The sequence below is a fragment of the Cognatiluteimonas profundi genome (genome assembly GCF_009792795.1).
GTDB classification, from domain to species: domain Bacteria; phylum Pseudomonadota; class Gammaproteobacteria; order Xanthomonadales; family Xanthomonadaceae; genus Cognatiluteimonas; species Cognatiluteimonas profundi.
Window position 1 is genome coordinate 652,944 of sequence record NZ_VKHQ01000004.1, and the last position, 25,345, is coordinate 678,288.

Annotated in this window: 31 protein-coding genes, 1 tRNA gene and 2 pseudogenes; 15 read left to right on the top strand and 19 right to left on the bottom strand. The window is 69.1% G+C overall.

The window, feature by feature from the left end; genetic code table 11:
* Positions 1-104: 104 nt before the first annotated feature.
* The 4 genes from acs to GST15_RS09590 all read right to left on the bottom strand — a co-directional run bounded on the left by acs (position 105) and on the right by GST15_RS09590 (position 3,700).
* Complete coding sequence (gene acs, locus GST15_RS09575; protein WP_159017008.1) at positions 105-2,066, bottom strand: acetate--CoA ligase; 1,962 nt, start codon at positions 2,064-2,066, stop codon at positions 105-107.
* 122 nt (positions 2,067-2,188) lie between these two features.
* The gene (locus GST15_RS09580) at positions 2,189-2,605 is read right to left on the bottom strand and encodes a GFA family protein (RefSeq protein ID WP_233263126.1); all 417 of its coding nucleotides are present in this window, start codon (positions 2,603-2,605) and stop codon (positions 2,189-2,191) included.
* Positions 2,602-3,198: a hypothetical protein gene (locus GST15_RS09585; RefSeq protein WP_159017009.1), complete on the bottom strand. Its 597-nt coding sequence runs from the start codon at positions 3,196-3,198 to the stop codon at positions 2,602-2,604. Before GST15_RS09585 ends, GST15_RS09580 begins: the two co-directional genes overlap by 4 nt.
* Before the next feature lie 82 nt (positions 3,199-3,280).
* Positions 3,281-3,700, bottom strand: coding sequence for a copper resistance protein NlpE N-terminal domain-containing protein (locus tag GST15_RS09590; RefSeq protein WP_159017010.1), 420 nt, complete (start codon positions 3,698-3,700; stop codon positions 3,281-3,283).
* Between the two features lie 122 nt (positions 3,701-3,822).
* Here GST15_RS09590 and GST15_RS09595 point away from each other — a divergent pair, with 122 nt between their 5' ends.
* Positions 3,823-4,026, top strand: coding sequence for a hypothetical protein (locus GST15_RS09595; protein WP_159017011.1), 204 nt, complete (start codon positions 3,823-3,825; stop codon positions 4,024-4,026).
* Positions 4,027-4,105: 79 nt separating this feature from the next.
* On the opposite strand, the gene GST15_RS09600 is transcribed toward GST15_RS09595, so the two are convergent.
* The 3 genes from GST15_RS09600 to GST15_RS09610 all read right to left on the bottom strand — a co-directional run bounded on the left by GST15_RS09600 (position 4,106) and on the right by GST15_RS09610 (position 5,688).
* Positions 4,106-4,576 (bottom strand): hypothetical protein, encoded by a 471-nt coding sequence (locus tag GST15_RS09600; RefSeq protein WP_159017012.1) that lies wholly within the window; start codon positions 4,574-4,576, stop codon positions 4,106-4,108.
* Between the two features lie 197 nt (positions 4,577-4,773).
* Positions 4,774-5,238 carry an EF-hand domain-containing protein gene (locus tag GST15_RS09605; protein WP_159017013.1) on the bottom strand — a complete coding sequence of 155 codons (465 nt, stop codon included), beginning with the start codon at positions 5,236-5,238 and terminating at the stop codon, positions 4,774-4,776.
* 246 nt (positions 5,239-5,484) lie between these two features.
* Entirely contained in the window at positions 5,485-5,688 is a 204-nt protein-coding gene (locus GST15_RS09610; RefSeq protein ID WP_233263127.1) for a CPXCG motif-containing cysteine-rich protein, read from the bottom strand.
* Between the two features lie 184 nt (positions 5,689-5,872).
* Between GST15_RS09610 and GST15_RS09615 the strand changes: the two genes are divergently transcribed.
* The gene (locus GST15_RS09615; RefSeq protein WP_159017014.1) at positions 5,873-6,520 is read left to right on the top strand and encodes an OmpW/AlkL family protein; all 648 of its coding nucleotides are present in this window, start codon (positions 5,873-5,875) and stop codon (positions 6,518-6,520) included.
* Positions 6,521-6,569: 49 nt separating this feature from the next.
* Positions 6,570-7,004, top strand: a pseudogene (locus tag GST15_RS09620) (endonuclease); the annotation flags it as partial.
* A gap of 82 nt (positions 7,005-7,086) precedes the next feature.
* Here GST15_RS09620 and GST15_RS09625 read toward each other — a convergent pair.
* Positions 7,087-7,986: a DMT family transporter gene (locus tag GST15_RS09625; protein WP_233263128.1), complete on the bottom strand. Its 900-nt coding sequence runs from the start codon at positions 7,984-7,986 to the stop codon at positions 7,087-7,089.
* A gap of 92 nt (positions 7,987-8,078) precedes the next feature.
* On the opposite strand from GST15_RS09625, the gene GST15_RS09630 reads away from it, so the two are divergent.
* Positions 8,079-8,561, top strand: coding sequence for a YajQ family cyclic di-GMP-binding protein (locus GST15_RS09630; RefSeq protein WP_159017016.1), 483 nt, complete (start codon positions 8,079-8,081; stop codon positions 8,559-8,561).
* Positions 8,554-9,102, top strand: a complete 549-nt coding sequence (locus GST15_RS09635; protein WP_159017017.1) for a DUF1415 domain-containing protein — start codon at positions 8,554-8,556, stop codon at positions 9,100-9,102. Before GST15_RS09630 ends, GST15_RS09635 begins: the two co-directional genes overlap by 8 nt.
* 84 nt (positions 9,103-9,186) lie before the next feature.
* Here GST15_RS09635 and GST15_RS09640 read toward each other — a convergent pair whose 3' ends face one another.
* Entirely contained in the window at positions 9,187-9,888 is a 702-nt protein-coding gene (locus GST15_RS09640; protein ID WP_159017018.1) for a pseudouridine synthase, read from the bottom strand.
* The gene (locus GST15_RS09645) at positions 9,885-10,973 is read right to left on the bottom strand and encodes a class I SAM-dependent methyltransferase (protein WP_159017019.1); all 1,089 of its coding nucleotides are present in this window, start codon (positions 10,971-10,973) and stop codon (positions 9,885-9,887) included. Before GST15_RS09645 ends, GST15_RS09640 begins: the two co-directional genes overlap by 4 nt.
* Positions 10,974-11,105: 132 nt before the next feature.
* Here GST15_RS09645 and GST15_RS09650 point away from each other — a divergent pair, with 132 nt between their 5' ends.
* The gene (locus tag GST15_RS09650; protein WP_159017020.1) at positions 11,106-11,366 is read left to right on the top strand and encodes a hypothetical protein; all 261 of its coding nucleotides are present in this window, start codon (positions 11,106-11,108) and stop codon (positions 11,364-11,366) included.
* Between the two features lie 4 nt (positions 11,367-11,370).
* Here GST15_RS09650 and GST15_RS09655 read toward each other — a convergent pair whose 3' ends face one another.
* The 5 genes from GST15_RS09655 to GST15_RS09675 all read right to left on the bottom strand — a co-directional run bounded on the left by GST15_RS09655 (position 11,371) and on the right by GST15_RS09675 (position 15,664).
* The gene (locus GST15_RS09655) at positions 11,371-11,733 is read right to left on the bottom strand and encodes a DUF3247 family protein (RefSeq protein WP_159017021.1); all 363 of its coding nucleotides are present in this window, start codon (positions 11,731-11,733) and stop codon (positions 11,371-11,373) included.
* Positions 11,734-11,736: 3 nt separating this feature from the next.
* On the bottom strand, positions 11,737-13,053 hold the full coding sequence (locus GST15_RS09660; RefSeq protein WP_233263129.1) for a PQQ-dependent sugar dehydrogenase: 1,317 nt from the start codon (positions 13,051-13,053) through the stop codon (positions 11,737-11,739).
* A gap of 89 nt (positions 13,054-13,142) precedes the next feature.
* Positions 13,143-13,529 carry an EF-hand domain-containing protein gene (locus GST15_RS09665; RefSeq protein ID WP_159017147.1) on the bottom strand — a complete coding sequence of 129 codons (387 nt, stop codon included), beginning with the start codon at positions 13,527-13,529 and terminating at the stop codon, positions 13,143-13,145.
* A 239-nt stretch (positions 13,530-13,768) separates the two neighbouring features.
* Positions 13,769-14,968 carry an EAL domain-containing protein gene (locus GST15_RS09670; protein WP_159017022.1) on the bottom strand — a complete coding sequence of 400 codons (1,200 nt, stop codon included), beginning with the start codon at positions 14,966-14,968 and terminating at the stop codon, positions 13,769-13,771.
* A 117-nt stretch (positions 14,969-15,085) separates the two neighbouring features.
* Entirely contained in the window at positions 15,086-15,664 is a 579-nt protein-coding gene (locus tag GST15_RS09675; protein ID WP_159017023.1) for a YbhB/YbcL family Raf kinase inhibitor-like protein, read from the bottom strand.
* A 361-nt stretch (positions 15,665-16,025) separates the two neighbouring features.
* Here GST15_RS09675 and msrB point away from each other — a divergent pair, with 361 nt between their 5' ends.
* The 8 genes and pseudogenes from msrB to GST15_RS09715 all read left to right on the top strand — a co-directional run bounded on the left by msrB (position 16,026) and on the right by GST15_RS09715 (position 21,757).
* Entirely contained in the window at positions 16,026-16,493 is a 468-nt protein-coding gene (msrB, locus tag GST15_RS09680; RefSeq protein WP_159017024.1) for a peptide-methionine (R)-S-oxide reductase MsrB, read from the top strand.
* Positions 16,494-16,596: 103 nt separating this feature from the next.
* Positions 16,597-17,718 (top strand): annotated as a pseudogene (locus tag GST15_RS09685) (PilT/PilU family type 4a pilus ATPase); the annotation flags it as partial.
* A 273-nt stretch (positions 17,719-17,991) separates the two neighbouring features.
* Positions 17,992-18,525: a hypothetical protein gene (locus GST15_RS09690; protein WP_159017026.1), complete on the top strand. Its 534-nt coding sequence runs from the start codon at positions 17,992-17,994 to the stop codon at positions 18,523-18,525.
* A gap of 396 nt (positions 18,526-18,921) precedes the next feature.
* The gene (locus GST15_RS09695; RefSeq protein ID WP_199268745.1) at positions 18,922-19,287 is read left to right on the top strand and encodes a hypothetical protein; all 366 of its coding nucleotides are present in this window, start codon (positions 18,922-18,924) and stop codon (positions 19,285-19,287) included.
* A gap of 58 nt (positions 19,288-19,345) precedes the next feature.
* On the top strand, positions 19,346-19,570 hold the full coding sequence (locus tag GST15_RS12805; RefSeq protein WP_233263130.1) for a hypothetical protein: 225 nt from the start codon (positions 19,346-19,348) through the stop codon (positions 19,568-19,570).
* Between the two features lie 49 nt (positions 19,571-19,619).
* Positions 19,620-19,949 carry a KGG domain-containing protein gene (locus tag GST15_RS09705; RefSeq protein ID WP_159017028.1) on the top strand — a complete coding sequence of 110 codons (330 nt, stop codon included), beginning with the start codon at positions 19,620-19,622 and terminating at the stop codon, positions 19,947-19,949.
* 123 nt (positions 19,950-20,072) lie between these two features.
* Positions 20,073-20,330, top strand: a complete 258-nt coding sequence (locus tag GST15_RS09710) for a hypothetical protein (RefSeq protein WP_159017029.1) — start codon at positions 20,073-20,075, stop codon at positions 20,328-20,330.
* A gap of 83 nt (positions 20,331-20,413) precedes the next feature.
* The gene (locus tag GST15_RS09715) at positions 20,414-21,757 is read left to right on the top strand and encodes an APC family permease (RefSeq protein ID WP_159017030.1); all 1,344 of its coding nucleotides are present in this window, start codon (positions 20,414-20,416) and stop codon (positions 21,755-21,757) included.
* 6 nt (positions 21,758-21,763) lie between these two features.
* Here GST15_RS09715 and zapE read toward each other — a convergent pair whose 3' ends face one another.
* The 4 genes from zapE to GST15_RS09735 all read right to left on the bottom strand — a co-directional run bounded on the left by zapE (position 21,764) and on the right by GST15_RS09735 (position 24,351).
* Positions 21,764-22,858 carry a cell division protein ZapE gene (zapE, locus tag GST15_RS09720; RefSeq protein ID WP_159017149.1) on the bottom strand — a complete coding sequence of 365 codons (1,095 nt, stop codon included), beginning with the start codon at positions 22,856-22,858 and terminating at the stop codon, positions 21,764-21,766.
* A gap of 14 nt (positions 22,859-22,872) precedes the next feature.
* Positions 22,873-23,535 (bottom strand): alpha/beta hydrolase, encoded by a 663-nt coding sequence (locus GST15_RS09725; RefSeq protein WP_159017031.1) that lies wholly within the window; start codon positions 23,533-23,535, stop codon positions 22,873-22,875.
* A gap of 151 nt (positions 23,536-23,686) precedes the next feature.
* Complete coding sequence (locus GST15_RS09730; RefSeq protein ID WP_159017032.1) at positions 23,687-24,202, bottom strand: c-type cytochrome; 516 nt, start codon at positions 24,200-24,202, stop codon at positions 23,687-23,689.
* Between the two features lie 72 nt (positions 24,203-24,274).
* A tRNA-Arg gene (locus GST15_RS09735) sits at positions 24,275-24,351 on the bottom strand.
* Positions 24,352-24,445: 94 nt separating this feature from the next.
* Between GST15_RS09735 and ubiA the strand changes: the two genes are divergently transcribed.
* Positions 24,446-25,345: a 4-hydroxybenzoate octaprenyltransferase gene (ubiA, locus tag GST15_RS09740; RefSeq protein ID WP_159017033.1), complete on the top strand. Its 900-nt coding sequence runs from the start codon at positions 24,446-24,448 to the stop codon at positions 25,343-25,345.

The following is a 25,345-nucleotide window of genomic DNA, read 5'->3' on the forward strand; positions in this document are numbered from 1 at the left end:
TCGGTCCAACGTGATGTCGTAGCCCGGGTCAGCGCAGCGCACCCGGGGGCCGTTTCCGCGGATGCGGCCCGCGGCCTTGTCCGGGCTGCGGACTGACAGCGCCGCTAACGCACCAGCCGTTCGCGAACCAGCGATTCGACCACCGACGGATCCGCGAGCGTCGACGTATCGCCGAGCTGTTCCGGGCCAACCTCGGACGAGCCCGCCTCGGCGATCTTGCGCAGGATGCGCCGCATGATCTTCCCCGAGCGCGTCTTCGGCAGGCCCGGCGCCCATTGCAGGTGATCGGGCGTTGCGATCGGTCCGATGATCCGGCGCACGTGCGCGATCAGCTCCCGATGCAGCCCGTCGCTGGGCGTGATGTCGGCGATCAGGGTCACGTAGGCGTAGATGCCTTGCCCCTTCAGGTCGTGGGGGAAGCCGACCACCGCCGCCTCGGCGACGTGCGGGTGCGCGACCAGCGCGCTTTCCACCTCGGCGGTGCCGATGCGATGCCCGCTGACATTGATCACATCGTCCACGCGCCCGGTGATCCAGTAATCGCCATCGGCGTCGCGCCGGCAACCGTCGCCGGTGAAATACATCCCGGGATACGCCGTGAAGTAGGTCTCGATGAAGCGGCGATGGTCGCCGTACACCGTGCGCATCTGGCCGGGCCAGGAGTCCAGCAACACCAGGTTGCCTTCCGCGGCGCCCTCGAGCACCTCGCCGTTGGCGTCGACGATCGCCGGCTGCACGCCGAAGAACGGTTGCCAGGCCGAGCCGGGCTTGGGCGCACGCGCGCCGGGTAGTGGCGTGATCATGATTCCGCCGGTCTCGGTCTGCCACCAGGTGTCGACGATGGGGCAGCGACCGTCGCCGACGACGTCGGCATACCAGCGCCACGCTTCGGGATTGATCGGTTCGCCGACGGTGCCGAGCAGGCGCAGCGATGCGCGCGACGTGCGCTTCACCGGCGTGTCGCCTTCGCGCATCAGCGCGCGGATCGCGGTCGGCGCGGTGTAGAAGATCGATACCGCATGGCGGTCGATGACCTGCCAGAAACGCGATGCGTCCGGGAAATTCGGCACGCCCTCGAACAGCACCTGGGTCGCGCCGTTGGCCAGCGGGCCGTAGACGATGTAGCTGTGGCCGGTGATCCAGCCGACATCGGCGGTGCACCAGTAGACGTCGTCGTCGCGCAGGTCGAACACGCAGGCGTGGGTGTAGGCGGCATACACCAGGTAGCCGCCGGTGGTGTGCAGCACGCCCTTGGGCTTGCCGGTCGATCCGGAGGTGTAGAGGATGAACAACGGATCCTCGGCGTTCATGCGTTCCGGCTCGCAGCTTGTCGGCTGCTGGTCGACGACGGCGTCGAACCAGCGGTCGCGCGGCATCTGCATCGCCACGGCGGCGCCCGTGTGCCGCACCACCAGCACCGTTTCCACGCTGCTGGTCCCGGGCAATTGCAAAGCGGCGTCGACATTGGACTTGAGCGCGACCCGGCGGCCACCGCGCAGGCCTTCGTCGGCGGTGATGACCAGGCGGCTGCCGCAATCGGCGATGCGATCGGCGATCGACTGCGGCGCGAAGCCGCCGAAGACGACCATGTGGATCGCGCCGATGCGCGCGCATGCCAGCATCGCGACGACCGCATCGGGAATCATCGGCAGGTAGATCGTCACCCGGTCGCCCTTGCCGATCCCCAGGTTGCGCAGGGCGTTGGCCAGCTGGCACACGCGTGCGTGCAGCTGGCGATAACTGATGTGCTCGGCCGGCAGCGATGGATCGTCGCGCTCGAAGATCAGCGCCGTCCGGTCGCCGCGCGCCGGCAGGTGCCGGTCCAGGCAATTGATGCTGGCGTTGAGTTCACCATCGGCATACCAGCGGATGTGGAAATCATCGATGGCGAAGCTGCTGTCCTTGATGCGCGTCGGCGGCGTGATCCAGTCCAGGCGCTGCGCGACCGCGCCCCAGAAGCCTTCCGGGTCGCGCAGGGATTCGGCGTACAGGCGCGCATGATCGGCGCCGCACTGGCGGGTGCCTCGCGGCGCGTCGTCAGGCGCCGGCGTGGTCGACTGGCTCATCTGGGTTCCTTGCGATCTGCCCGGCTCCAGTGTGCATCAGCCTCGTCCCCGGGACGCGATGGGGGCGTCAACCACTGCGGGATGCGCGCCTGACTGGCGCACGTCCCGCACACCGGATGACTCTACGGACGCGAGAGGTGCGCGATCGCAGCCGTCGCGGCATCGCGATCGCCGTCGTCGAACGCAGTCACGGTGCAGGAGGCAACGGTGCCTGCGTCCAGGCAACGCACGTTGACGTCGACACCATCGGGATGACTGCGGGGACTGTAGAAACCCTTGATGCCGCAATGCCGGCAGAAGCGATGCACGGCGACACCGGTATTGAACCGGTAGTCGACCAGTTCGTCGGCGCCGGCCAGCAGCTGGAAATGCCGCGACGGCACGATCAGGTGCAGGAATCCGCCCATGCGGCAGATCGAGCAGTTGCACTCGAGGACCTGCAGCCGGGCCGGTGCACGGACGGAAAACCGCACGCGTCCGCAATGGCAGCCGCCGTGGTGCGTCACCAGCGCCGGCGCGGACATCGACGAGCCGGTCATCGCGGCTTGCGCGCGCGCGGCGGCTTATGGTCCTGCGACGTCGCGCGCTTGCCGCCCGCCGTGACGGATCCGGGCGGTGCTGACGTGGCAGCGGCGACGCCGGCTGCCGGCGCGCGGCCGGGAAAATCCGCGCGCAGGCTGTCGTCGATCTCGAGTGGGCGCCCCCAGCGCTCGTAACTGCCGACCAGGCCGCGCTTGAGGCGATGGAAGGGCTCCGAGCCCGGCTCGACACCGTAGCGCTGGGCGATGGCGCCCCAGCCCTGGGCATGGTCGCGCGTCCATGCGTCGGCAACGGCGCGACAGGGCTGGCCGGCCACCTGCGCCAGTGCGCAGGCGTAATACACGTCGCCCGGCGTCCAGTGCGCATCCAGCAGGCCGGTGACCAGCGCGCGCGGCGCACCGAGGTAGCGGGTCAATTCATCGACGAAGGCATCGGGGTAGCGATTGCCGTAGCGATTGACATCGTCCAGCGTGCGATCGACCCAGGCGTCCCCCGTGCGTGGATTCCAGGCCGCGGCCTGCTGGGCGATCGCGCCCGCCATGGCCGCAAGCAACAGCAGGAACAGCATGGTCGCGGCGGACAGTCGTCGCATGGTTCGCTCCGTCAACGCGTCGGCAGTGCGCCGATCATACAAAGCCCATGACGCCGCGCCACCCATCGCGCCCCGTCATTGCTCAGTTGCCGCTGGAGACCGCCACCGGAAACAAGGTCTCGTCGGTGGCATTGGGCAAGGGTTCGCCGTGGCTGCCGCATGCCTGCAAGCGGCCGCCGGGCAACAGCGCATAGACGCGCACGCTCGCGGTGTCGCCGTGCAGCCGCAGCAGGCCGGCGCTGCGTTCCCAGTCGCCGTGTTCGACGAAGCGCTCGCTGTTGCTGCCGGCGATGTAGTTCTCGGTGAGGGCATAGCGCCGCTTGCCGTTGGCCTGCTCCAGCACCAGGTCGACCTGGATGCCGTCGCAATCGGCACAGGCCACGATGCCCTGCCACGCGATGCGGTCGCCCGCCGCAGCCGTGACCGCCGGGCGTGGGGCCTGATCGCCACAGCTGGCGATGCACAGGGCCAGCAGGCAGGCCTGGACGATCGGCCGGCTCATCGATGCGCGTCTCGTTTCCGGAGATCCACGCAGTCCAGCATGGCGATGTGCACGCGGCCGTGACAGGCGCGGGTCCAGCTTGATCGCGGGAAATTCAATCGCGGGAAACCAGGGGAAACACCATGCCGTCCACGTCGCCGCCCGCACCAACCGCCTTGCCATCCACCCGGCGCCGTCGCTGGTGGATCGGCGTGTCGATCGCCGTTGTCGTGCTGGGCCTGTACGCCGCTGCGTTGACATGGACCACGCGGCGGCTGGAAATCGACATCCAGAAAAGCATCCGCGCCGTGCCCGTGGCCGGCGCGACCCATCGCGAGAACGACTGACCAGCGATCGCCGGATGGCACAACGGCGCCATCGGCGCCGTTGCGTGGGAAACGGTCGGGCAGCAGCCCGCACGATCAATCAATCGTCATCGTCGTCACGCTCACCGCGACCCCGCCACTCGTGCTCGCGGTCGTCGCGGTCACGCCGATGCTGCTCGCCGGACCAGCCGTGGCGGCGATCGCTGCCGGGGCCATTGCGATAGTAGCCATAGGCATTGCCGTACGGAGGCGCGCCGCGATAGCCGCGACGTGATTGGTATCGTCCGTCGCCGTCGCGATCATCGTCGCGATTTCCGTTGCGATAGGCGTACGGGACCTGGCGGTAGTAGATCGGACGTCCATACGCGTCGCGACCGACAACCAGGCGATCGCCCGGGCCGTCATTGCCGTAACGGTAATAGGGCGTGCCGCCGTTGAACACGACGTCGGCGACGTCGACCAGCACCCGGGCGAGGCTGTCCTGGGCCTGCGCGGGCGCTGGCGCCATCGCAGCGAAGCCCAGGCCGGCGGCGAGCAGTGCCGGGGCAAACCATCGAGTCAGGATCTGCATGCGCGTTCTCCAGTCGCCGCATCATTGCGGGTACGACGCCAAGATGCCCGCGCCGTGGTGAACCTGTTTCTAACCCCGCTACGGCATCGACATCGCGTCAATCCCGCATTCATCCTTGAGCCCGCCTGTCGCCGCAAACGAAACGGCGACCCGAAGGTCGCCGTCCGTCATTGCAGGAGGCAGCGCGCAGGCGCGGCTTATTTCTTGTTCGGCGACATCTTGCCGTTCATGGCCAGGTAGGCCTTGTACTCGTCGGTGGACAGGGCGCCATCGGCGTTGGCGTCGGCCTTGTCGAAGACCTTGCTCAGGCTCTCGACGCTGGCGGTCTCGGCCTTGCTCAGGGTGCCGCTGCTGTCGGTGTCCAGTGCGGACCAGCTCACTTTCCTGGCGGACGAAGCAGGCGTTGCCGGAGTCGCTGGCGTGGCGGCGGTGGCGGCCAGGCCGTCAGTGGCCGGAGTCGCAGGCGTCGCAGGCGTTGCCGGAGTGGCTGCCATGGCGCCCGCAGCCTCGGTGGTTGTCGTCGTCGCTGCCGGCGTCGTCGCCTGTGCAGCCGCGTGTTCCTGCGCGGTCATGCTGGAATGCGCGCTCTGCGCGAAGGACAGCGGCGCGGCGAGGGCGGCGGTGATGGCGGTCAACAGGATCAGGGACTGGCGGTTGTTCATCGTGGGAACTCCAGGGAAACGGGGAAGCACGATCCTTGCCGTGCCGGGGCAATGTGCCGCCCGGGCAGTGAACCGAAACCCGGTTGCGATCCCCGCAGCAACGCAGCGTTAACCACCAGCGGTGAAAAAACCGCTAGGGCATCGGTGCAGCGCGAGCGCAGACGCCGACGCCATGCGGCCTCGATGCAGTGCCCTGCCGGATGGGTGGCTGAACACAACACAACGTTTACAAACACGTGCGTCCCATCACGCGTCGTTTTCCGCACGCGCGGCGACCTCGACCTCACCATCGTCGGCAAACGTCAGCGTGAGGACGATCGGGCGACAGCACACCTGGCAATCCTCGATGTAGGACTGGTCGCCCGCGGAATCGTCGACGACCACGTCGATGGTTTCGCCGCAGTAGGGGCACTGGATGTCGACGCTTGGCAGCATGGATGTTGTCCTCATTGCGGTCTCCAACGAGACGGGTGCGTCCGTGCACCTGGCGTGAGTGCGTGCAATTCGCGCGCCGAGTGCGTGTTGCGCGGGAAGTTCCCCAGCCGCACGACCGCGGGGCAAGCATGGTTCATTGGGGAGTGACTACGGTGGCGGCGCCTGTTCGGGCATTGAAACAGACAAAAGGAAACAATCCATGCGATCCATCCTGACCCTGACTCCCCTCGCCGTCGTTGCCGGAATGCTGGCGTTCGCCCCCGCGGCGTTCGCGCAGGACAGCAGCAGCGTGCCGGCGTCCGGCCGACACTTCTCCGTCGTTGGCGGCGTCGCCGCGCAGAAATCGACCGGCAGCGGCACCATCAACGGGCAGCGCGTCGATTTCGGTGGCGAAGCCTCGCCCACGCTGAGCGCGAGCTACAACGTCAACGACAACATCGCGATCGAAGCCTGGGGCGCCGGCAAGTCCGGCCATCGCGTGCGCACGGCTGCCGGCAAGGTGGCCAGCGTCGATTCGCAACCGATCGCGGTCAGCGGGCAATACCACTTCCGGACGGCTGAGAGCACCGTGCGGCCGTTCGTCGGCCTGGGATATTTCGAGTCCAACATCGACAACGAAAAGACGCAGGACGGCGCTGCGCTGGGCGGGCAGCGACTGGGCATGACGACCCCGAAGGGTCCGATGGCGACCGTTGGCGTCGACCTCAACCTCAGCCCGACCTGGTTTGCGCGCGCCGATGCGCGCTACCTGCACGGCGGCTCCAACATCGCACTGGATGGCGCCAAGGCCGGCGATGCCAACCTCGATCCGGTGGTGGTCGGGGTCGGGCTCGGTGCCCGCTTCTGATCCACGCAGCACCTTGATCCACGCAACATCGACGGGGCCCCGGGTGGGCCCCGTTTCCTTCTGGTACGACTGGAGCGGCGATGTCATGGCCGATGCCTGGGATCCCGCCAAGGCACGCCGCCAACTGCGATCGGCGCCCGGCACGCTGGTCGCGGACGCGCTGCTCGACCAGTCGGTCGTTGCCGGCGTCGGCAACATCATCAAGAACGAGGTGCTGTTCCGCATCCGCGTGCACCCGGAGAGCAGTGTCGGCGCATTGTCGGCGCGCAAGCCCGGCGAGCTGGTCACGCAGGCGCGCGAATACAGCTTCGACTTCCTGCGGTGGAAGAAGGCCTGCGTGCTGCAGAAGCACTACCAGGTCCACACGAAGACGATCTGCCCGCGCGACGGCAATTACCTCAGTTACCGCAAGCACCTGGGTCGGGCCCGGCGCCGCGCGTTCTTCTGCGAAGACTGCCAGCGCTTGTATGGCGACGAGGCCTGATCACACTTGCCGGATGCGTGCGCGCAAGCCCCACGTGCAGGCCAGGTAGTGACCCAGCAGCAGTCCGCGCATCAGGCGTGCGTCACGGATGCTCTGCTTCCACATGCACGCGTTCGCGGCGCAGCAGGTACAGCCCGCTGGCGACGATGATCGCCGCACCGGTCCAGGTGATGGCGTCGGGCACGACGCCCCACAGCGTCACGTCCAGCAGCACGCCCCAGACCAGGGCGGTGTATTCCAGCGGTGCCAGCAGCGATGCCTCGCCGATGCGGAAGGCTTCGGTGATGGTGTATTGGCCGGCGGCGCCGGCGATGCCGACGCCGGCAACCAGCCATGCGTCCTGCATGCGCAGCTCGACCCAGTGCGGCAGCGCCAGCAGGCCGGCGCCGATCGCCATCATGGCCATCAGCCAGACCACCATCGCCTGCGTGCTGTCGCTGCGCGCGAGCACGCGCACGGTCATCGCGCTGACGGCGTACATCAGTGCCGACAGCAACACCGAGAGCGCTGCCAGGCTGAGCATGCCCTTGCCGCTGGGCCTTAGCAGCACCACGACGCCGACCAGTCCGATCGCGATCGCGGTCCAGCGCCGCGGCCCCACGCGCTCGCCCAGCAGCGGACCCGACAAGGCCGTGATCAGCAGCGGGGCCACGAAGAAGATGGAATAGGCGGTCGTCAACGGCAGCGTGCGCAACGCGGAGACGAAGCTGGCCATCATGGTGACGCCAAGCACCCCACGCAGCAGGTGCAGCGACCAGCGCACCCGCAGCAACGGCCCGGGTCCGGTCGTGAGCAGCGCCCAGGCCAGCACCAGCGGCAGCGACGCCGCTCCGCGCAGCGCGGCCACCTGGAACGGCGGGTAATGCGCCGACAGCTGCTTGAGCCCGGCGTCCATCAGCGAGAAGGTGACGACGGCCAGCAGCATCATGGCCATCGCGCGCAGGCGATGCGGCTGGGAGGCGGGGGGATGCAGCGCAGTCATGTGCACAGGATGCGGCATTGCGGTGCCATCGCGCACGCCGCCCCGCGACGCGGTGCGTTACCCTGCGCACCCCCGCCATCGGCCGCGCCCGCATGCCCTCTTTCGATGTCATTTCCGAAGTCGACACCCACGAGCTGACCAACGCCATCGACCAGGCCAATCGCGAGCTGACCACGCGTTTCGACTTCAAGGGCGTGGATGCGAGCTACGAGCGCGAGGACAACGCGATCAAGCAGTCGGCGCCCAGCGAATTCCAGCTGCAACAGATGGCGGACATCCTGCGTGCACGACTGGTGGCGCGGAAGATCGACGTGCGCTGCCTGGAGTTCGGCGAGGTCGAGACCAACCTGGCCGGCGCGCGGCAGACGATCACCGTCAAGCAGGGCATCGAGCGCGAGCTGGCCAAGAAGATCCAGACGCTGCTGAAGGACGCCAAGCTCAAGGTCGACAGCCAGATCAACGGCGACAAGCTGCGCGTCAACGGCAAGAAGCGCGACGACCTGCAGGCGGCGATGGCGTTGCTGCGGGCGAACGAGTTCGAGCGTCCGCTGCAGTTCGACAACTTCCGTGACTGAGGCCGCGTTGGTGCAGGATCCGGTCGCGGCGACGCGCCTGTGGCTGGAGCGCGCGGTGATCGGGCTCAACCTGTGTCCGTTCGCCAAGGCGGTGTTGGCGAAACAGCAGCTGCGCTTCGTGCTCAGCGATGCGAGCACCCCGGACGCCCTGCTGTCGCAGCTGGGCGAGGAGCTGTTGCTGTTGCGCGACACGCCGGCCGACCAGGTCGACACCACGTTGCTGATCCATCCGCACGTGCTCGCGGATTTCCTCGACTACAACGATTTCCTCGACAAGGCCGATGCGCTGGTCGACGCGCTTGGGCTGGACGGCGTGCTGCAGGTCGCCAGCTTCCATCCCGACTATCAATTCGCCGACAGCGCGGCCGACGCGGTGGAGAACTTCACCAACCGCGCGCCCTTCCCGACGCTGCACCTGCTGCGCGAGGACAGCGTGTCGCGCGCGGTGGATGCGTTCCCGGATCCGGATGCGATCGTCGAGCGCAACATCGAGACCTTGCGCGCCCTGGGCGTCGATGGCTGGCGTTCGCTGCTGGAATGAGCGGCGGGCTTCTCTTGTGGGAGCGACGTGAGTCGCGATAGCGGCCACCCATCGCGACTCACGTCGCTCCCACAGGAACTGCGATCAGCCGACAAACAAACGCCGCAGCTCCTCTTCGTCCAGCACGCGCCATTGCCCCGCTGCGAGATCACCCAGTTCCAACCCGCCGACGCGACTGCGATGCAGCGCCGTGACGTGGTTGCCGACGGCGGCGAACATGCGCCGGACTTGGTGGTAGCGGCCTTCGGTCAGCGTCAGCCGCGCATGCCGCGGGTCGATCACCTCCAGCACCGCTGGCGCCAGCGGCGTGGTGTCGGATTCCAGCAGCAGGGTGCCGCTGGCGAACAGCGCCGCCTCGTCGCCACGCAGGTCCTGCGCCAGCGTGGCGTCGTAGACCTTGGCCAGTCTGGATTTCGGCGCGACGATCCGGTGCAGCAGCGCGCCGTCGTCGGTGAGCAGCAGCAGGCCGCTGGTCTCGCGATCCAGCCGGCCGACGCTCGACAGCAGCGGCGAACGCAGGCGGAAACGCGGCGGCAGCAGGTCGTTGACGATGCGGCCGGGATCCCTGGTCGAGCAGGTCACGCCCACCGGCTTGTGCAGCATCAGCGTCAGTCCGGGCGGCGGATCCAGCGGCTCGCCGTCGATGCGGATGTCCGCATGCGCCACCTGGTCGTCGGCGTACAGCACCTCGCCGTTCGCGTCGGTGATCGCGCCGCTGCGGAACAGTTGCGTCACCTGCTTGCGGCTGCCGTAGCCCAGGTTGGCGATCAGCTTCACCAGTTTCATCGGCGGCTGTGCCGTCTGCGCGGCGCCGGCGTCGGCGCCTGGATCGGCACGTTGCTGGCCAGGATGACCTTGAAGCCCTGTTGCTGCGCCAGGATGCGGACGTCGCCGAACTGCGTGGCGAGTTCCGACTCGTAAGGAAGATGGCGATTGGCGACCAGCAGCAGCCGGCCGCCCGGTCGCAGCGCCTGCGCGGCGGCGGCAATGAAGGCGCGGCCCAGGTCCGGGCGATCGGCCTGCCCCAGCCCGTGGAACGGCGGGTTGGTGACGATGAAGTCGACCGGTTGCAGCAGGCCGGTGGTGACGTCGTGCCAATGGAAGGCGATCGCGGCGCGTTGCGCGAAGGGGGCGAGGTTGATGCGCGCCAGCTCCAGCGCGCGGGCCTCGGCCTCGTACAGATCCAGTGCGGTCACGCCGGGACAACGCGCGAGGATCTCGGTGGCCAGGTAGCCATGACCCGCGCCGAGATCGGCGCCGTGCCCGGCCAGGTCGGACGGCAGGTGCGCGGCCAGCAGGGCCGAGGCCGGGTCGATGCGGTTCCAGGCGAAGACGCCCGGCCGGCTGAAGCGGCCGTCGCCGATGGGCCGCGGTGCGTCGGCGGCGATCCAGTCGGCAGCCAGCGCGGCGTCGTGGTCGCCGTGCATCGGCGCCGTCCAGAACACCCGGCAGTGCGCCCGCGACAGCGTCTGCAGCGGCCCGGCCAGCCGCGCCAGATCGGCTTCGCCGGACCTGGCGCCCTCGGCATTGGGCATCGCGGCGACCACGATCCCGCCCGGCGCCACATGCGCGATGGCGCGCGCCAACAGCGCGCGCGCCTCGTCGCGCTGGCGCGGCGGCAGCACCAGCACCAGGGGAAAGCGCGTGCCCGGATCGGCTTCGACGACGACGTCCAGGCCGGAACGCTGCAGCGCGTCGGCCTCCGGCTTGAACCCCTGCTCGCACACCAGCCCGGGCCGCGGCGCATCGAACAGCGCCGCCCCGCACCGGGCGCGCAGGAACAAGGCGCCGCCAGCCGCCGGCCACGTCAATGCGCCCTGGGCGAAGGGCAGCAGCAGGGTGTCGAGCGCGGGATCGCCGGCAGCGGGCATGGTTGGGCCTGGAGGAATGATGGTCTGGAGCAGGCGGATGTTACCGACTGCGCCGCGGCCTCCGGCGCGACTTGACCGGATGGCAACATCGCAGCGGCCATGATCGCCTGCACTGAAGTCGTGGAGTCGAACATGCGGGCACTCTTCGTGGGTGGCACGGTGGACAACAGCGAGCTGGACATGGACGGCCAGCAACCGCCGGCGCACTACCCGCCGGATGGCGGAACCGGGCGTTCGCGCTATCGGCTGCACCACATCGGCCGCAACGATGGCGGGATCGCCTACGTGGTGTATGCCGCGCCTGGCCTGGCCGACGCCGAGGTTGCACGCATCGCCGGCGAACGCGACTACGCGCGCCGGTTCGAGGCGACACCGACGCCAGCACCGGCCTGAGTCGTCACTCCACCACCGGCGCGTTGGGATCCGCCGGTCCGCTGCGCAGCGATGGCTCCGGCGGCGAGGGATTCGGCAGCCGCGTCACCGCGTCGATCTCATCCAGCCAGATGTTGAACAGGGTCGCGGGGTGCGGACGGCCATCATCGAGGAAGGCTTCCAGCCGCAAGGTCGCATTCATGCCCTCGCGTCCGTCCGGGTCGAAGAACACCAGCATGCTTGGCGTCAGTTCGACGATGCCTTCCACCGTGCTGCCATCGGCGAGGACGACGCGGACACGCTCGTTCTCGAGCAACTGGTTGGCGATCGCCTGCAGCCGGGCGATGTCGCCGGCCTGCTGGTAGACGCGCGGGGCAATGCGGCCCATGGCTCAATCTCCGGTGGATGCAGGGCGGTTGCCGGCTGCCGATGCGGGCGTCACCCGCCAGATCCGGCCGCCGACATCGTCGGCCACCAGCAGCGCGCCATCGGCGGCCACGGCCAGGCCCACCGGGCGACCCTGCGCGTGGCCGCGGGCGTCGAGGAAACCGGTGAGGACGTCCTCGGCTTCGCCGCTCGGGTGGCCGTCGACGAAGGGCACGAAGATCACCTTGTAGCCACTCTGCGGGCGCCGGTTCCACGATCCGTGCTGTCCGATGAAGGCGCCGTTGCGGTAGTGCGCGGGGAGCAGGCCGGCGTCGTAGAACGCCAGTCCCAGCGACGCGGTGTGCGGGCCGAGGGCGTAGTCGGGAACCAGTGCCGTGGCGACGCGGTCCGGGCGTTGCGGCTGCGGTCGGGTGTCGACGTGCTGGCCGTAATAACTCCATGGCCAGCCGTAGAAGCCGCCATCGCGTACCGCCGTCATGTAGTCGGGCACCAGGTCGCTGCCGAGCTCGTCGCGTTCGTTCACCGCCACCCACAGCGCGCCGCTGTGTGGTTGCCAGTCCATCCCGACCGGATTGCGCAGGCCCGACGCGTAGACACGGCTCGCTCCGGTGGCCACGTCGATCTCCTCGATCAGCGCGCGCCCGGCCTCAGCGGCCAGGCCGTTGTCGCCGGCATTGCTGTTGGAGCCGATGCCGACGTACAGGTGGCGGCCGTCGCGGCTGGCGACCAGGCTCTTGGTCCAGTGATGGTTGATCGCCCCGGCGGGCAGCGTCGCGATCACGCGCGGCGCGGCGTCGATGTGCGTCTCGCCCTCGCGGTAGGGATAGGCGACCACGGCATCGGTGTTGGCGACGTAGAGCGTCCCGCCGACCAGCGCCATGCCGAAGGGTGAATTCAGTCCACGCAGCAGCACGCTATCGACGTCCGCAACCCCATCGCCGTCGCGATCGCGCAGCAGGCGGATGCGGTTGGCGCTGGGTGCGCCCGACCCTGCCCGGCGCATCACCCATTTCATCACCAGGCCCCTGAGTCCCTTGCCGTCGGCGGGCTTTGGCGGCGCATCGGTTTCGGCAACCAGCACCCGGCCGTCAGGCAGCGCCAGCAGCCAGCGCGGATGCGCCAGTCCACTGGCGAAGGCGTTGACCGCCAGGCCCGATGCGGCCGTGGGCATGGCCCCCGCCGGCCAGCCCTGCGCAGGCGCGATCGCCACCGTCGGAACCAGGCGGGTGACCGGCGGCGGCAGGACCGGATCGGGGCCCATGCCCTGGCGCACCAGCAGCCGCGCGTGATCGCCACAGCCGGCTACTGCAAGCAGGAGCACGACCGCGAGCGCTGCCGTTGGGCGCGACCGGGTGGGCGTCGCTGGGGCGTCGGCAACGCGAGCCGCGGGGACTCGCGTCACCGGCAGGCTCACCGTGCGGGTGACGGGTTGCCGCGCGCCGCGTTGAACTCCGTCTCCGACAGCTTGCCGTCGCCGTTGGTGTCGGCGCTGGAGAAGTTGCTGCTGATCGAGTCGCTGCTCGACAGTTCGTCGCGCGTGATGCTGCCGTCCTGGTTCTTGTCCAGCTGCGAGAACGACGCGCTGCTCGAATCCATGCTGCCCATCGTGCCGGTGCTGGTGGTGCTGGAGCCGGATGTGGTCGCGCCCATGCCGGTGGATGTCGTGCCGGTGTCGGCAGGCATCGTCGAGGACATCGACGGCGAAGTGGCCGCGGTCCCCTTGTCGGTGGCGCAAGCCGCGAGCATGGCGATACCCGGTGCCAGCAAGGCAAGCAGGACGGTGGTCTTCTTGGTCATTGGAGTCTCCTTGTTGCGGCGGGCGCCGTGCCCGCGTGGTGGAGCGCGTCCCGCGGGAACGTGCGCCGGGGATCCCCCTGCAATGGCGAGGGTCACAGCGCAACCGTAAAGGCGTGGTGACGTGCGCGACGCACTGTCGAGCTTGTGGAGCGCATTCGTCGGCTTCAGGTTGGCATCCCTGTCGCAGGCCTGAATGTCATCGCCGGGTCGCGTGCGACCGCTTGATCGGGGGGCGCTGGCTACAGGCCGAGTGCGCCGGCTTCGCCAGCGCGCGCGGCCTCGCCGGACAGCACCGCACTCGCGGGTTGCGCCTGTCCGATCAGGTAGCCCTGCGCGTAACGCACGCCGAGTTCGCGCAGGTGCTGCAGTTGCCGCGGTGTTTCCACGCCCTCGGTGATCACCTCGGCGCCAAGCCCGTGGGCCATGGCGATGATGGCTTCCACCAGCGCCATCGCACGCGGGCTGTCGAACATGTGGCGGGCGAATGCCTGGTCGACCTTGACGAATTCGAAGTCGAGCTTGTACAGGTGGGTGAGGTTGGAATAACCGGTGCCGAAGTCGTCCAGCGCGAACGGCACGCCGTGCTCGCGACAATGCAGCATCACCGCGTGCACGGGCGCGTAGTCGAGCATCCGGCTTTCGGTGACCTCCAGCTTGAGTGCGCCCGGCGGCAGCTGCGCGCGCTCCACCCGCGACACGATCTGCCGCGCCATCCCCGGCTCGACCAGCTGCTTGGCCGACAGGTTGACGGCAATGCTCGGCAACGGATCGACGCCGGCATCGCGCAGGCCGGTGAGCACCTCGAGCACGCGATCGAGCACGTATTCGCCGACCGGCACGATCAGCGACGTCTCCTCGGCCAGCTTGATGAATTCCGCCGGCGATACCGTGCCGCGGTCGGGCAGTTCCCAGCGCACCAGCGCTTCGTAGCTGGTGACGCGCCCGGCGGGAATGTCATACAGCGGCTGGTAGCGCACCTCCAGCGTGCCGGTGTCCAGTGCATCGCCCAGTTGCGCCTCGAGCCGGATCTTCTGGATGCCGCCGCGCTCGGTCGCATCGCTGACCGACACGTCCTCCGCCGGCAGCGCCGTGTCGGCGGGAAGGCTGGCGATGATGCTGCGGGTGCGGCGCAACAGGCTGGCGACCAGCGTGCGCACGATCGGATCGCCGCTCTCCAGGCGATCGAGGAACTGGTCGTGTTCGATCGCCAGCAGCACCGCATCGCCGCGCGCGATCGCGGTCGCGCTGCGCGCCGCGCCATCGAGCATTCCCAGCTCGCCGATCAGCTCGCCCGGGCCGAGCAGGCCGTGGCTGATTTCGCGCCGGCCCTGCACCGAAACGAGTTCGACGCTGCCGCGTTCGACCAGCCATGCGCAGTCCGACGGCTCGCCCTGCCGATACAGCACTTCGCCTGCAAACAGTTCGCGCCGGATCGCCATTGCTTCCCCAGGTCCTGACGTTGCTCGGGCGCGGCGCTTGCTGGCCGCCGCCGCTGACCGCAAGGGTAGTGCAATCCATGCGTCGATGACCTGCCGTTGGTGCCGGCAGCCACGCGGTCACGACGGGCGGTCGCGCCGGTAGGTGCCGATCAGCAGGCCGCTGGCGAGCGCATGCCCGCGCAGCAGGTCCAGCAGCTTGCCGCGACCGGGTGCCTCCCCCCGGCTGGGTGCGCAATCCAGCGCGAAGACCTGGAAGGCATAGCGGTGCCAGCCATGTCCGGGCGGCGGATCGGGCGGCAGGTAGGCATGCTGCAGGTAGGAGTTGCGCCCCAGGTCGGGGCTGCCGGTCACGGCCATGGCGTTCAGGACTCCTTCGCCCAGCACGCCATCCTCGCCGGGCAGGTTCCAGACGATGCCGTGCACCAGCGGCCGCGGCGTCGGGCTGTCCGCATCCTCGATCAACACGGCCATGCTGCGGGTGGCGTCGGGCACCCCATGCCACTGGATCGGCGGTGACAGGCCCTCGCCGTCGGCGGTGTAGCGCAACGGCAGCGCCGCGCCATCGGCGAATGCGCGACTGCGCACCGCCAACGCCTGCGCGCCGGCGATCGACGCATCGTTGACCAGGAGCTTGTCCAGTCCGGGACGCAGGCCGCGCAGGGCGTGGCCGACGCGTGCGGGAAGACGCTCGAGCATCATCGGTTCCCTTGCAACAGAAGCGGCACAGTAGGGCGCGACGCCGTCAACGAAGCGCGAAGCATGCGCACGGCGACCGTTGCATGCGCGGTCACGATGGGTGCGTTTGTCGTCGGGCTTCGCCACGCACACCGGCGCGCGCGTGGTGCACGGGATGGGCGGGCTGCTCGTGCAGCAGCTTGCGCGTCACAGCCGTTGGGCTGGTCCCATGGGCACCGACCCGCAACGGCACGTGACCGCCGAGCGCGACATGCCGGCAGGCCGCACTGTCGATTCGCGCACGGTTCGGCCATGCGGGCATCGGCCGTGGAGCCTTGCTGTGGTTTACTCCGGCGGACCGGCGTGGACCGACGGAACGACCATGAGCACATCATTCGACCTGACCCCGCCCACCGACGCGCAGCGCCAGCAGCTGGCTGCCGGGCTGACGCGCGACGAACGCCGGGTCCTGCTGGAGCACGGCACCGAGGCGGCGTTCTGCGGGGTGTTCCTGGACAACAAGCGCGATGGCGTCTACACCTGCCGTTTCTGCGGCCTGCCGCTGTTCCGCTCCAGCGCCAAGTTCGACTCCGGCACCGGCTGGCCGAGCTTCTTCCAGCCGATCGCACTCGACCACATCCGAATCGTGCGCGACACCAGCCACGGCATGGTCCGCGACGAGGAAGTCTGCGCGCGTTGCGGCAGCCACCTCGGGCACGTCTTTCCCGACGGTCCGCCACCGACCGGCGAGCGGCATTGCCTCAACTCGGTGTCGCTGTCCTTCGTCGACGCGGGCGAGGCCTTGCCCGACAGGTTCGAGCGCGGTGCACCGGAAGGGCGCGCCCTATGAACATCCGATTGCGAAAATCCGCAACGCGCCGCCGCGCGCGTGAAGCTGGCAGCAGGCGGCTTTGCGTGTCTCCACCCAGCGCATTCCCATTCCCCGAAACCGCATGACGACCCTGACCGACGACCAGGCTCACGCCTACATGCTCAAGCTGTTGACGGCGATGAGCCAGGCCGGTGGCTCGGACCTGTTCATCGCGCACGACTTCCCGCCGAGCATGAAGGTGCAGGGCGCGATGACGCCGCTGACGCAGCAGAAGCTCACCGGCGAGATCACCGCGCAGCTGGCGCGCGCGACGATGAACGAGCGCCAGCGCGAGGAGTTCGAGCGCGAGATGGAGTGCAACTTCGCGATCGCGATCCCCGGGCTGTCGCGGTTCCGCGTGAATGTCTTCATGCAGCAGAGCCATGTCGGCATGGTGCTGCGGACGATCGCGGCGGAGATACCCAACTTCGAGAAGTTGCGGCTGCCGGAGATCCTGAAGGACGTGGTGATGAACAAGCGCGGGCTGGTGCTTGTCGTCGGCGGTACCGGATCGGGCAAGTCGACCTCGCTGGCGGCGATGATCGACCACCGCAACCGCACGTCCGCCGGGCACATCATCACCGTCGAGGATCCGGTCGAATACGCGCACATCTCGCAGAAGTCGCTGATCACCCACCGCGAGGTCGGCGTCGACACCCTGTCCTGGCACCACGCGCTGAAGAACACCCTGCGCCAGGCCCCCGACGTGATCCTGGTCGGCGAGATCCGCGATTCGGAAACGATGGAACACGCGATCGCGTTCGCGGAAACCGGTCACCTGTGCCTGTCGACGCTGCATGCCAACAGCGCCAGCCAGACGATGGAACGCATCATCAATTTCTTCCCGGAAGAGCGCCGCACGCAGTTGCTGATGGACCTGTCGGCGAACCTGCGCGCGATCGTGTCGCAGCGGCTGGTGCGCACCGAGGATGGCAAGGGCCGCGTGGCCGCGATCGAGATCCTGATCAACACCCCGACCATCGCCGAGAAGATCTTCAAGGGCGAGTTCACCGAATTGAAGGGCGTGATGACCAAGTCGCGCGAGCTGGGCATGCGCACCTTCGACTGGGCCTTGTTCGAGTTGTACAACGAGGGCCTGATCGGCTACGACGAGGCCATCCGCAACGCCGACTCGGCGAACGAGCTGCGACTGAACATCAAGCTGCGCAGCCAGCGTGGCGAGCCGACCGCGGCGGCGGGCCTGTCGCTGTCCATGGACGACGCCCCGTCCCCGGCCGAGGCCGAGGCCATCCGCAAGGAGGAGCTGCGCAAGCAGCAGGAAAAGCGCGAGGAGATCGAGCTGGCGCGGATGCAGGCGGCCAAGCTGCAGGCGCAGGCGCCGACAAGCTGAATCGGCCGTCCGCGTTCACCCTTCGGCCTTTTGGCATTCGCAATCCCGCCCCGGAGGTCGCATAGTGGGCCAGCGCACCCACCGCTGGTGGCGTGTCGCACCTTTTTCGCGACCAGGGGAGCTCACATGACAGCCGCCAAGGGCAGCAGCGGCACCGCTGCGGCCAAGCGCAAGCCGGCAAAGGCCACCGGGCCGGCGAAGGCCCCGCCTGCACGCGCGCAACCCAAGGGTGCCGCGGCCAAGGCTGTCGCGCCCAAGTCGCCTGCGTCGCGCGCCGCCGTGAAATCCCCGCCGCCCAAGGCCGCCGTGGCTGCCAAGGCGCCGTCCAAACCCGTGACGGGAGCCAAGCCGGCCGCCAAGGCCACGACATCCAGCAAAGCCGCGGCGCCCACCAAGACCGCTGCGACCAAGGCAACAGCAGCAAAGGCGTTGCCGGCCAAGGGCACGGGTGCGGGTCGCAAGGGTCGCTCCGACTCCGGATCCGAAGCCAACCTGCATAAGCGGGTGGACAGCGAACGCATCGCGCTGCATATCGCGGCCTTCGAGAAGTCCGGCGGACGCGTGGAGAAGCTGGGCGTGACCCGGGTGTTGCAGAAGGTCAGCGAAGTGGCAGCCACTGCCCCCGCACAGGCCGTCAAGAGCGGCAGCCGCCGCCGCTAGGCGCTACCCCGACCGCGCGACGCGCGGTCGGTGACGGCAATCGAGTCCCCCTGTTCCGCTCATGCCGGGCGCTGCGCGTCGTCGTCGGCCATGGGACCGGCTGACTGAAAGATTTGCCGCGGCAAGAATGTTTTGCAGCGACACGGTCGCTCGCCAGTCCGGCTGGCAGGGACTGACTGTGGAGCTGCCATCGCCAGATGGCGTCCTGATCGGCGTGCCATCACCGCCGAAATCGCGCCCGACCCCTTGCGCTGGATGCCCTTCTCGCCGCTGGGCGCATGCCCTGCCCGCGAGTGCTCAACGCCGTGGCACGCGCCTTGCGTCACTCCTGGCGACGTCGGGTGGAAACCACCCGTGCGCGCGCAAGGTCGCCAATCCGCGACCAAGGAGAGTGACGTGAGGGATCCCCATGCGCCGAAGCCGCCAGCCCGCCGGGCCAAGGCCACCGACGCATCCCGCCAGCAACGCAGCGCCAACGGCGTCATGAGCGTGCGCGAGGCCGGCCGCCTCGGCGGGCAGGCGCGCAAGCAGCAACTGGGGCCCGAAGGCTATTCCGAACTCGGCCATCGCGGCGTCGATGCCCTGCGCGAACAACGCGGACCCGATGCGATGGCGGCGATCGGTCGCGAAGGCGGCCAGGTCCGCAGCCGCGAACTCGGCAGCGAGGGATACGCGCAGCTGGGCAGGCAGGGTGGCCGGCGCGTACGCGAGCTGGTCGAGAAGGGCCGGCAGGCCGAAGACGGCGACCCGGCACGGGAGTGATGGCGGGATGGCGGCAAATGGCGGCATTCGACACGACCAGCGCCCGCAAAGCGGTGGCATGAGCGTGCGCGAGGCAGGCAGGAAGGGCGGCGAAATCCGCAAGGAGCAACTCGGTCCGCAGGGTTATTCCGAACTGGGCCGCAAGGGCGGCAAGGCGACGGCCTCCACCCACGGCCACGCGTTCTACCAGCGGATCGGACACAAGGGCGGCGCAAAAGGCGGGCAGCGCCTGCGCGAGCTCATCGAGCAGGGCAGGCAGGCCGAAATCGGCGACGGCAGCTGATTCGACAGCAGCTGATTCGGGCAAACGACCAACAAGGAGTCACGCATCCATGGCACGGAACCAGAACAACGACAGTCGCGGCACGGGAAACGGTCGCAACGGCGAGATGAGCGTCCGCGAAGCCGGACGCATGGGCGGACAGACCCGCAAGCAGCAGCTGGGGCCGGGAGGTTATTCCGAGCTCGGCAAGCTGGGTGGGGAGACCCGCAAGGGCCAGCTGGGCCCGGAGGGCTATGCGCAGCTGGGCCGCATGGGCGGCCAGGCGCGCAAGGAGCAGCTGGGATCGGAAGGCTATGCGCAGCTGGGCCATCGCGGTGGCCAGCGCGTCCGCGAGCTGGTCGAAAAGGGTCGGCAGGCCGAAGACCGCAGCAGCCCCTGAGCCGATGCGTGCAGCGATGCGTCATCGCCAGCATGCGTCATCGAAGTAGCGGCACATGGCTTCCAACGACAAACCGGGCGGCAGCAGGCACGGCGCCATGAGCGCGAGGCCGGAAGGATGGGGATGGCGAAGCCCGCCGGGAACAGCTCGGTGCGGCCGGCTATCCCTGGGCTGGGCAAGCTCGGCGGGGAAGCCCGCGAGGTGGCCAGCGCGTGCGCGAACTGGTGGAAAAGGGCAGGCAAGCCGACGACGGCGCTGGCCGCAGCGACCGTAGCCGTTGATTGCCAACGGCGTGGTGCGCGCCGCTCGTATTGCCGGATCCTCGTTGCCGGCAGCGCGGGCGGCGCGTTTTTCGTGGCTGCCGGCCATCGCAGGCGGTGATGCACCCCGGTGATGGGGCGGCGCTGGCGCCACGCGGCAATGGCGTGCGAGGCTTGCGACGGTTCCCCTCGCACATGCCGCCCATGAACGACGCCACCCGTCCCGATCCCGTGGCGCCGTTGCGCGGAGAAGCCGCGCTGGTGCGCGTCGTTGGCGGCTTCGCGCTGACCGCCGCGGTCATGAACATCATCGTCGGCGGCGGCATCTTCCGCATGCCGGCGGCGCTGTCGGCGCAGATGGGCGCAGCCGCACCGCTGGCGCTGGTGGCCGGTGCGCTGGCGATCATTCCCGTGGCCCTGTGCTTTGCCGCCATCGGCAGCCGCGTCCAGGTCACCGGGGGTCCCTACAGCTATCTCGCGGCGACCTTTGGCCCGTTCGCGGGATTCCTCGCCGGCTCGCTGATGTGGATCAGCAACTTCACCTCCAGTGCCGGCGTTGCCGCGGCGCTGTCGGTGCAGCTGGCGAACCTGGTGCCCGCGCTGGCGCCGGCGCTGCCGCGCGCACTGCTGCTGACCGGCATCTACCTGCTGCTGTTCGCGCTCAATGCATTCGGCGTTCGCCTGGGCGCGCGCGCCATCACCGTGCTGGCGGCGCTGAAGCTGACGCCGTTGTTCCTGCTGGCCGGAATCGGTGCGTTCTTCGTCGACTGGGGCCAGGTCAGTTTCTCGCCGGGCGCCGTGCCCTCATGGGCTGCGCTGGGCGCATCGATGGCGCTGGTGATGTTCGCGTACTCGGGCATGGAAACCGCGCTGGTGCCATCGGGCGAAGTCACCGATCCCGCGCGCAGCGTGCCGCGCGCGACGCTGGTCGCGATCCTGCTGGTGGTATTGCTGTACCTGGGCCTGCAGATCGTCGGCCAGGGCGTGCTTGGCGCCGCGCTGGGCCGCAGTGGCGTGCCGGTCGCCGATACCGCCGGCGCGCTGTGGCAGCCCGCACGCGTGCTGCTGCTGGTGACGGCGTGCATCTCGATGACCGGATTCCTGATGGGCAACCTGCTGGGGACGTCGCGACTGGTGTTCGCGCTGGGTCGCGACGGCTACCTGCCGCGCAGCTTCGGCACGGTCAGCCCGACCCACCGCGTGCCCTTGCTGGCACTGGCCGTGCACGCCGGGCTCGCCTGGCTGCTGGCGCTGGCGGGGAACTTCGACACGCTGGCGCTGATATCCGGCGGCGCGATCTGCCTGGTCTACGGACTGGTCAGCGTCGGCGCATGGCGCGCGCAGCGTCGCGACCTGCGCGAACGCGGCGCGCCGTTCAATCTTCCCGGCGGCATGGCGATCCCGCTGCTGGCGGTGATCGCGATGGTGTTGATCGTCGCCACGCTGAGCACCCAGGAGTGGGCCGCGATCGGCATCGCGCTGGTGCTGCTGATGATCGTGTACGGCGTGCTGCACCTGCGGCGCGTGCGCGGCGGACGCAACGCCTGACGCCGCTCAGCCGCGATGCTCCGATGCCAGGTAGTCGGTCGACTGCATCTCGACCAGCCGTGACGCGGTGCGCTGGAAGGCAGCGGCGAGGCGATCGCCGGCATATAGCGATTCCGGTGGCGCCGCGGCGGTGCAGACCAGGTTGACGTGGCGGTCGTACAACTCGTCGACCAGGGTCACCAGGCGGCGCGCGGCATCGTCATGGCGGGCGTCCAGCAGCGGGATGCCGCCAAGCAGCACGGTGTGGAATTCGCGCGCGACCTCGATGTAATCGGCGGCCGCGCGTGGCCCCTCGCACAGTGCGCTGAAGTCGAACCAGGCGAATCCCTCGGCCAGCGCGCGCGCCGGGATCGCGCGTCCGTCGACCTGCAGGGGACCGCCCTGTTGCACGCAGCCGGTGGTGAGCGCCTGCCAGCGTTCGGCCAGCCAGGCGTCGGCGCGCGCGTCGAGCGGCTGCCGGTAGACGGGTGAACGCGTCAGCGTGCGCAGGCGGTAGTCGCGCGGGCTGTCCAGGTGCTGCACCTTGCAGTGCTGCTCGATCAGTGCGATCGCGGGCTCGAACCGCACCCGTTGCAGGCCGCCGTGATAGAGGTTCGCCGGCGGCGTGTTGGAGCTGGTGACCAGCACCAGCCCGGCATCGAACAGGTGTTCGAGCAAGCGTGCCAGCAGCATCGCGTCGCCGATGTCGCTGACGAAGAATTCATCGAGCACCAGCACCCGCAAGCGGGCCCGCCACTCGCGCGCGATCGCGGCCAGCGGGTCGCGTTCGCCGGCGTGGTCGCGCAGGCGCGCATGCACGGTGCGCATGAAGCGATGGAAATGCGTGCGGCGTTTTTCCTGGAAGGGCAGCGATGCGTAGAACAGGTCGATCAGGAAGGTCTTGCCGCGCCCGACCCCGCCCCACAGGTACAGGCCGCGTGGCGCCGGCGGACGCTGCCCGGTCAGGCGCGCGAGCAGGCCCGGTGGCGGCGCCTGCACCAGCGCGGCGTGGATCCGGTCCAGTTCGTGCAGCGCGGCATGCTGGGCAGGGTCGTCCAGCCAGTCGCCGAGCGCGACGCCGTCCGCATACGCCGATGAGGGCGACAGCCGCGCAGCATTCAATCCCGTGCGCGACGTCACGCGGCCGCTGGCAGGTATGGCCGCACGGCGTGCTTGATCGCGCCGCGCAGGTCCAGCAGCTTGCGATGGAAGAAATGCCCGGCGTCCGGCATCGGCACCAGCACCGGCTTGATCGCCAGCGTGTCGATCCAGGCGCGCACGGCGTTGGCATCGACGATCTCGTCGGCATCTCCCTGGATCACCACCCACGGACCGGTCGGCGGCGTCAACGCGGAGAAATCCCAGCTGCGGCCCACCGGCGGCGCGATCGAGAGCATCAACCCCGGATGCAGTGAGGGCGCCGCCCGCAACGAGACATAGGCGCCGAAGCTGAAGCCGGCCAGCCACAGCGCCATGCCCGGGCGCTGCAAGCGCACCCACGCGGCGACCGCGCGCAGGTCGTCGGTCTCGCCATCGCCCTGGTCGAAGCTGCCCTGCGAGGCGCCGGTGCCGCGGAAGTTGAAGCGCACGGTGTCGATGCCCAGTTCGCGAAAGGCGCGGGCCGTCATCGTCACCACCTTGTTGTGCATCGTGCCGCCCTCGGTCGGCAACGGATGGCAGACGATCGCCACCACCGGTAGCGCGGCATCCCCGGCGCGATCGACGGCGACTTCCAGCAGGCCGGCCGGGCCGTCCAGCGACAGGGTGGCGGAGGCGTCGGGGAAGGCGGGCACGGACATGCCGGCATGATACCGGGCACCGAGCGGGCCCCCGGAAACGACGACGCCGCCCGAAGGCGGCGGCGTCGCAAATTCAACAGCCTCATCCGTACTCTTTCCGATGCGCGCAGCGGCGCGGCGGATTGAATCGTCAGCGCAACGTATCGCGGCGCTATTTGACCTGGCTGACCATCCAGTCGACGGTGGCCTTGACCTGGTCCTCGGACAGCGCCGGGTTGCCACCCTTGGGCGGCATCACGCCAGCCGCGCCATGGAAGCCTTCGATCGCATGCTTGTACAGGGTGTCCTTGCCCTGGGCGATGCGCGCGCTCCAATGCGCCGCATCCAGCGTGGGTGCACCGCCGGCGCCGGACGTGTGGCAGCCGGTGCACAGGTTGCCGAAGATCACCGAGCCATCCTTGGTGCCACCGTAAGCCACCTGCGATGCAGCCGAGGCGGCAGCGGCCGACGCGGCTGCAGCCTGCGCGGCGGCACCGGTCGCGCCGGCGTAGACCGCGCCCAGCGGGGCGATCCGGCTCTGGGTGCGCTGCAGCGCCACCTGGGAGACTTCCGGTGGAATCGCCTTGTTGAGGTGATATGCGAGGAACTGCAGGCCCAGGGTGACGAGCACCAGGAAGCCGATCACCAGGGAAAATTTCTTGAGGAAATCGAGGTCGTAGTTGCGCACGATCCACCTTGTGGCGGCCAGGCCGCTGAGTCTCTGGGAGTCCTGCTGCCCGGGCCAGCGGCGGCAAGACACTGGTGCGCCCGGAGGGATTCGAACCCCCGACCAATGGCTTCGGAAGCCACTACTCTATCCGGCTGAGCTACGGGCGCATGGGCCGTTTCCCCGGACGCCGAACGCACGCCGTGGGGCCGCGCATTCTCGCATGATTGCGCGAACAGGCGCGAGCCGCCTAGCCTGCAGCCCATGAGCTACGAGCGTTACATCCCGCGCGACCTGCCGCCCGCGCGCCGGCGCCTGTCCTTGTACTGGGCATTGGTGCGGGGCGATCGACCCATCGGCTGGCTGCTGCTGCTGTGGCCGACCTGGTGGGGACTGTGGCTGGCCGCCGGCGGGGTGCCGCCGCTGTGGCCGCTGCTGGTTTTCAGCGCGGGGGTGTGGCTGACGCGCTCGGCGGGCTGCGTGATCAACGATTACGCGGATCGCTGGCTGGATCCGCAGGTGGCGCGAACGCGCGACCGTCCATTGGCGACGGGCGCGGTCTCCGGGCGCGAGGCGCTCATCGTGTTTGCCGTGCTGATGCTGGTGGCGTTCGCACTGGTGCTGACGCTCAACCGGCTGACGATCGCACTGAGCGCGGTCGGCGTGCTGCTGGCGGCGAGTTATCCCTACCTCAAGCGCCATACCGACCTGCCACAGGTGTACCTGGGCATGGCCTTCGGCTGGGGCATCCCGATGGCGTTCGCCGCGCTGCAGGGACATGTCCCGCCGCTGGCGTGGCTGCTCTACGTGGCCAACATCTTCTGGGCGACGGCCTACGACACCTGGTACGCGATGGTCGACCGCGAGGACGACATCCGCGCCGGCGCGCGATCCACCGCCATCCTGTTCGGCGAGATGGATCTGGTGGCGCAAGGGCTGTTGTACGGACTGATGTTCGCGGCGCTGGCGTTCGTCGGCCAACGCGCCGGCCTCGGCTTGCCCTACTGGTCCGCACTGGGCGTGGCCGCGCTGCTGGTTGCCTGGGAGTTCCGGATCGCGCGCCACCGCGAACCGGCCGCCTGCTTCCGCGCATTCCTGCACAACCACTGGGTCGGCGCGACCATCTTTGCCGGCATCGCGCTGTCGCTCTGGCAGCGGACGTAA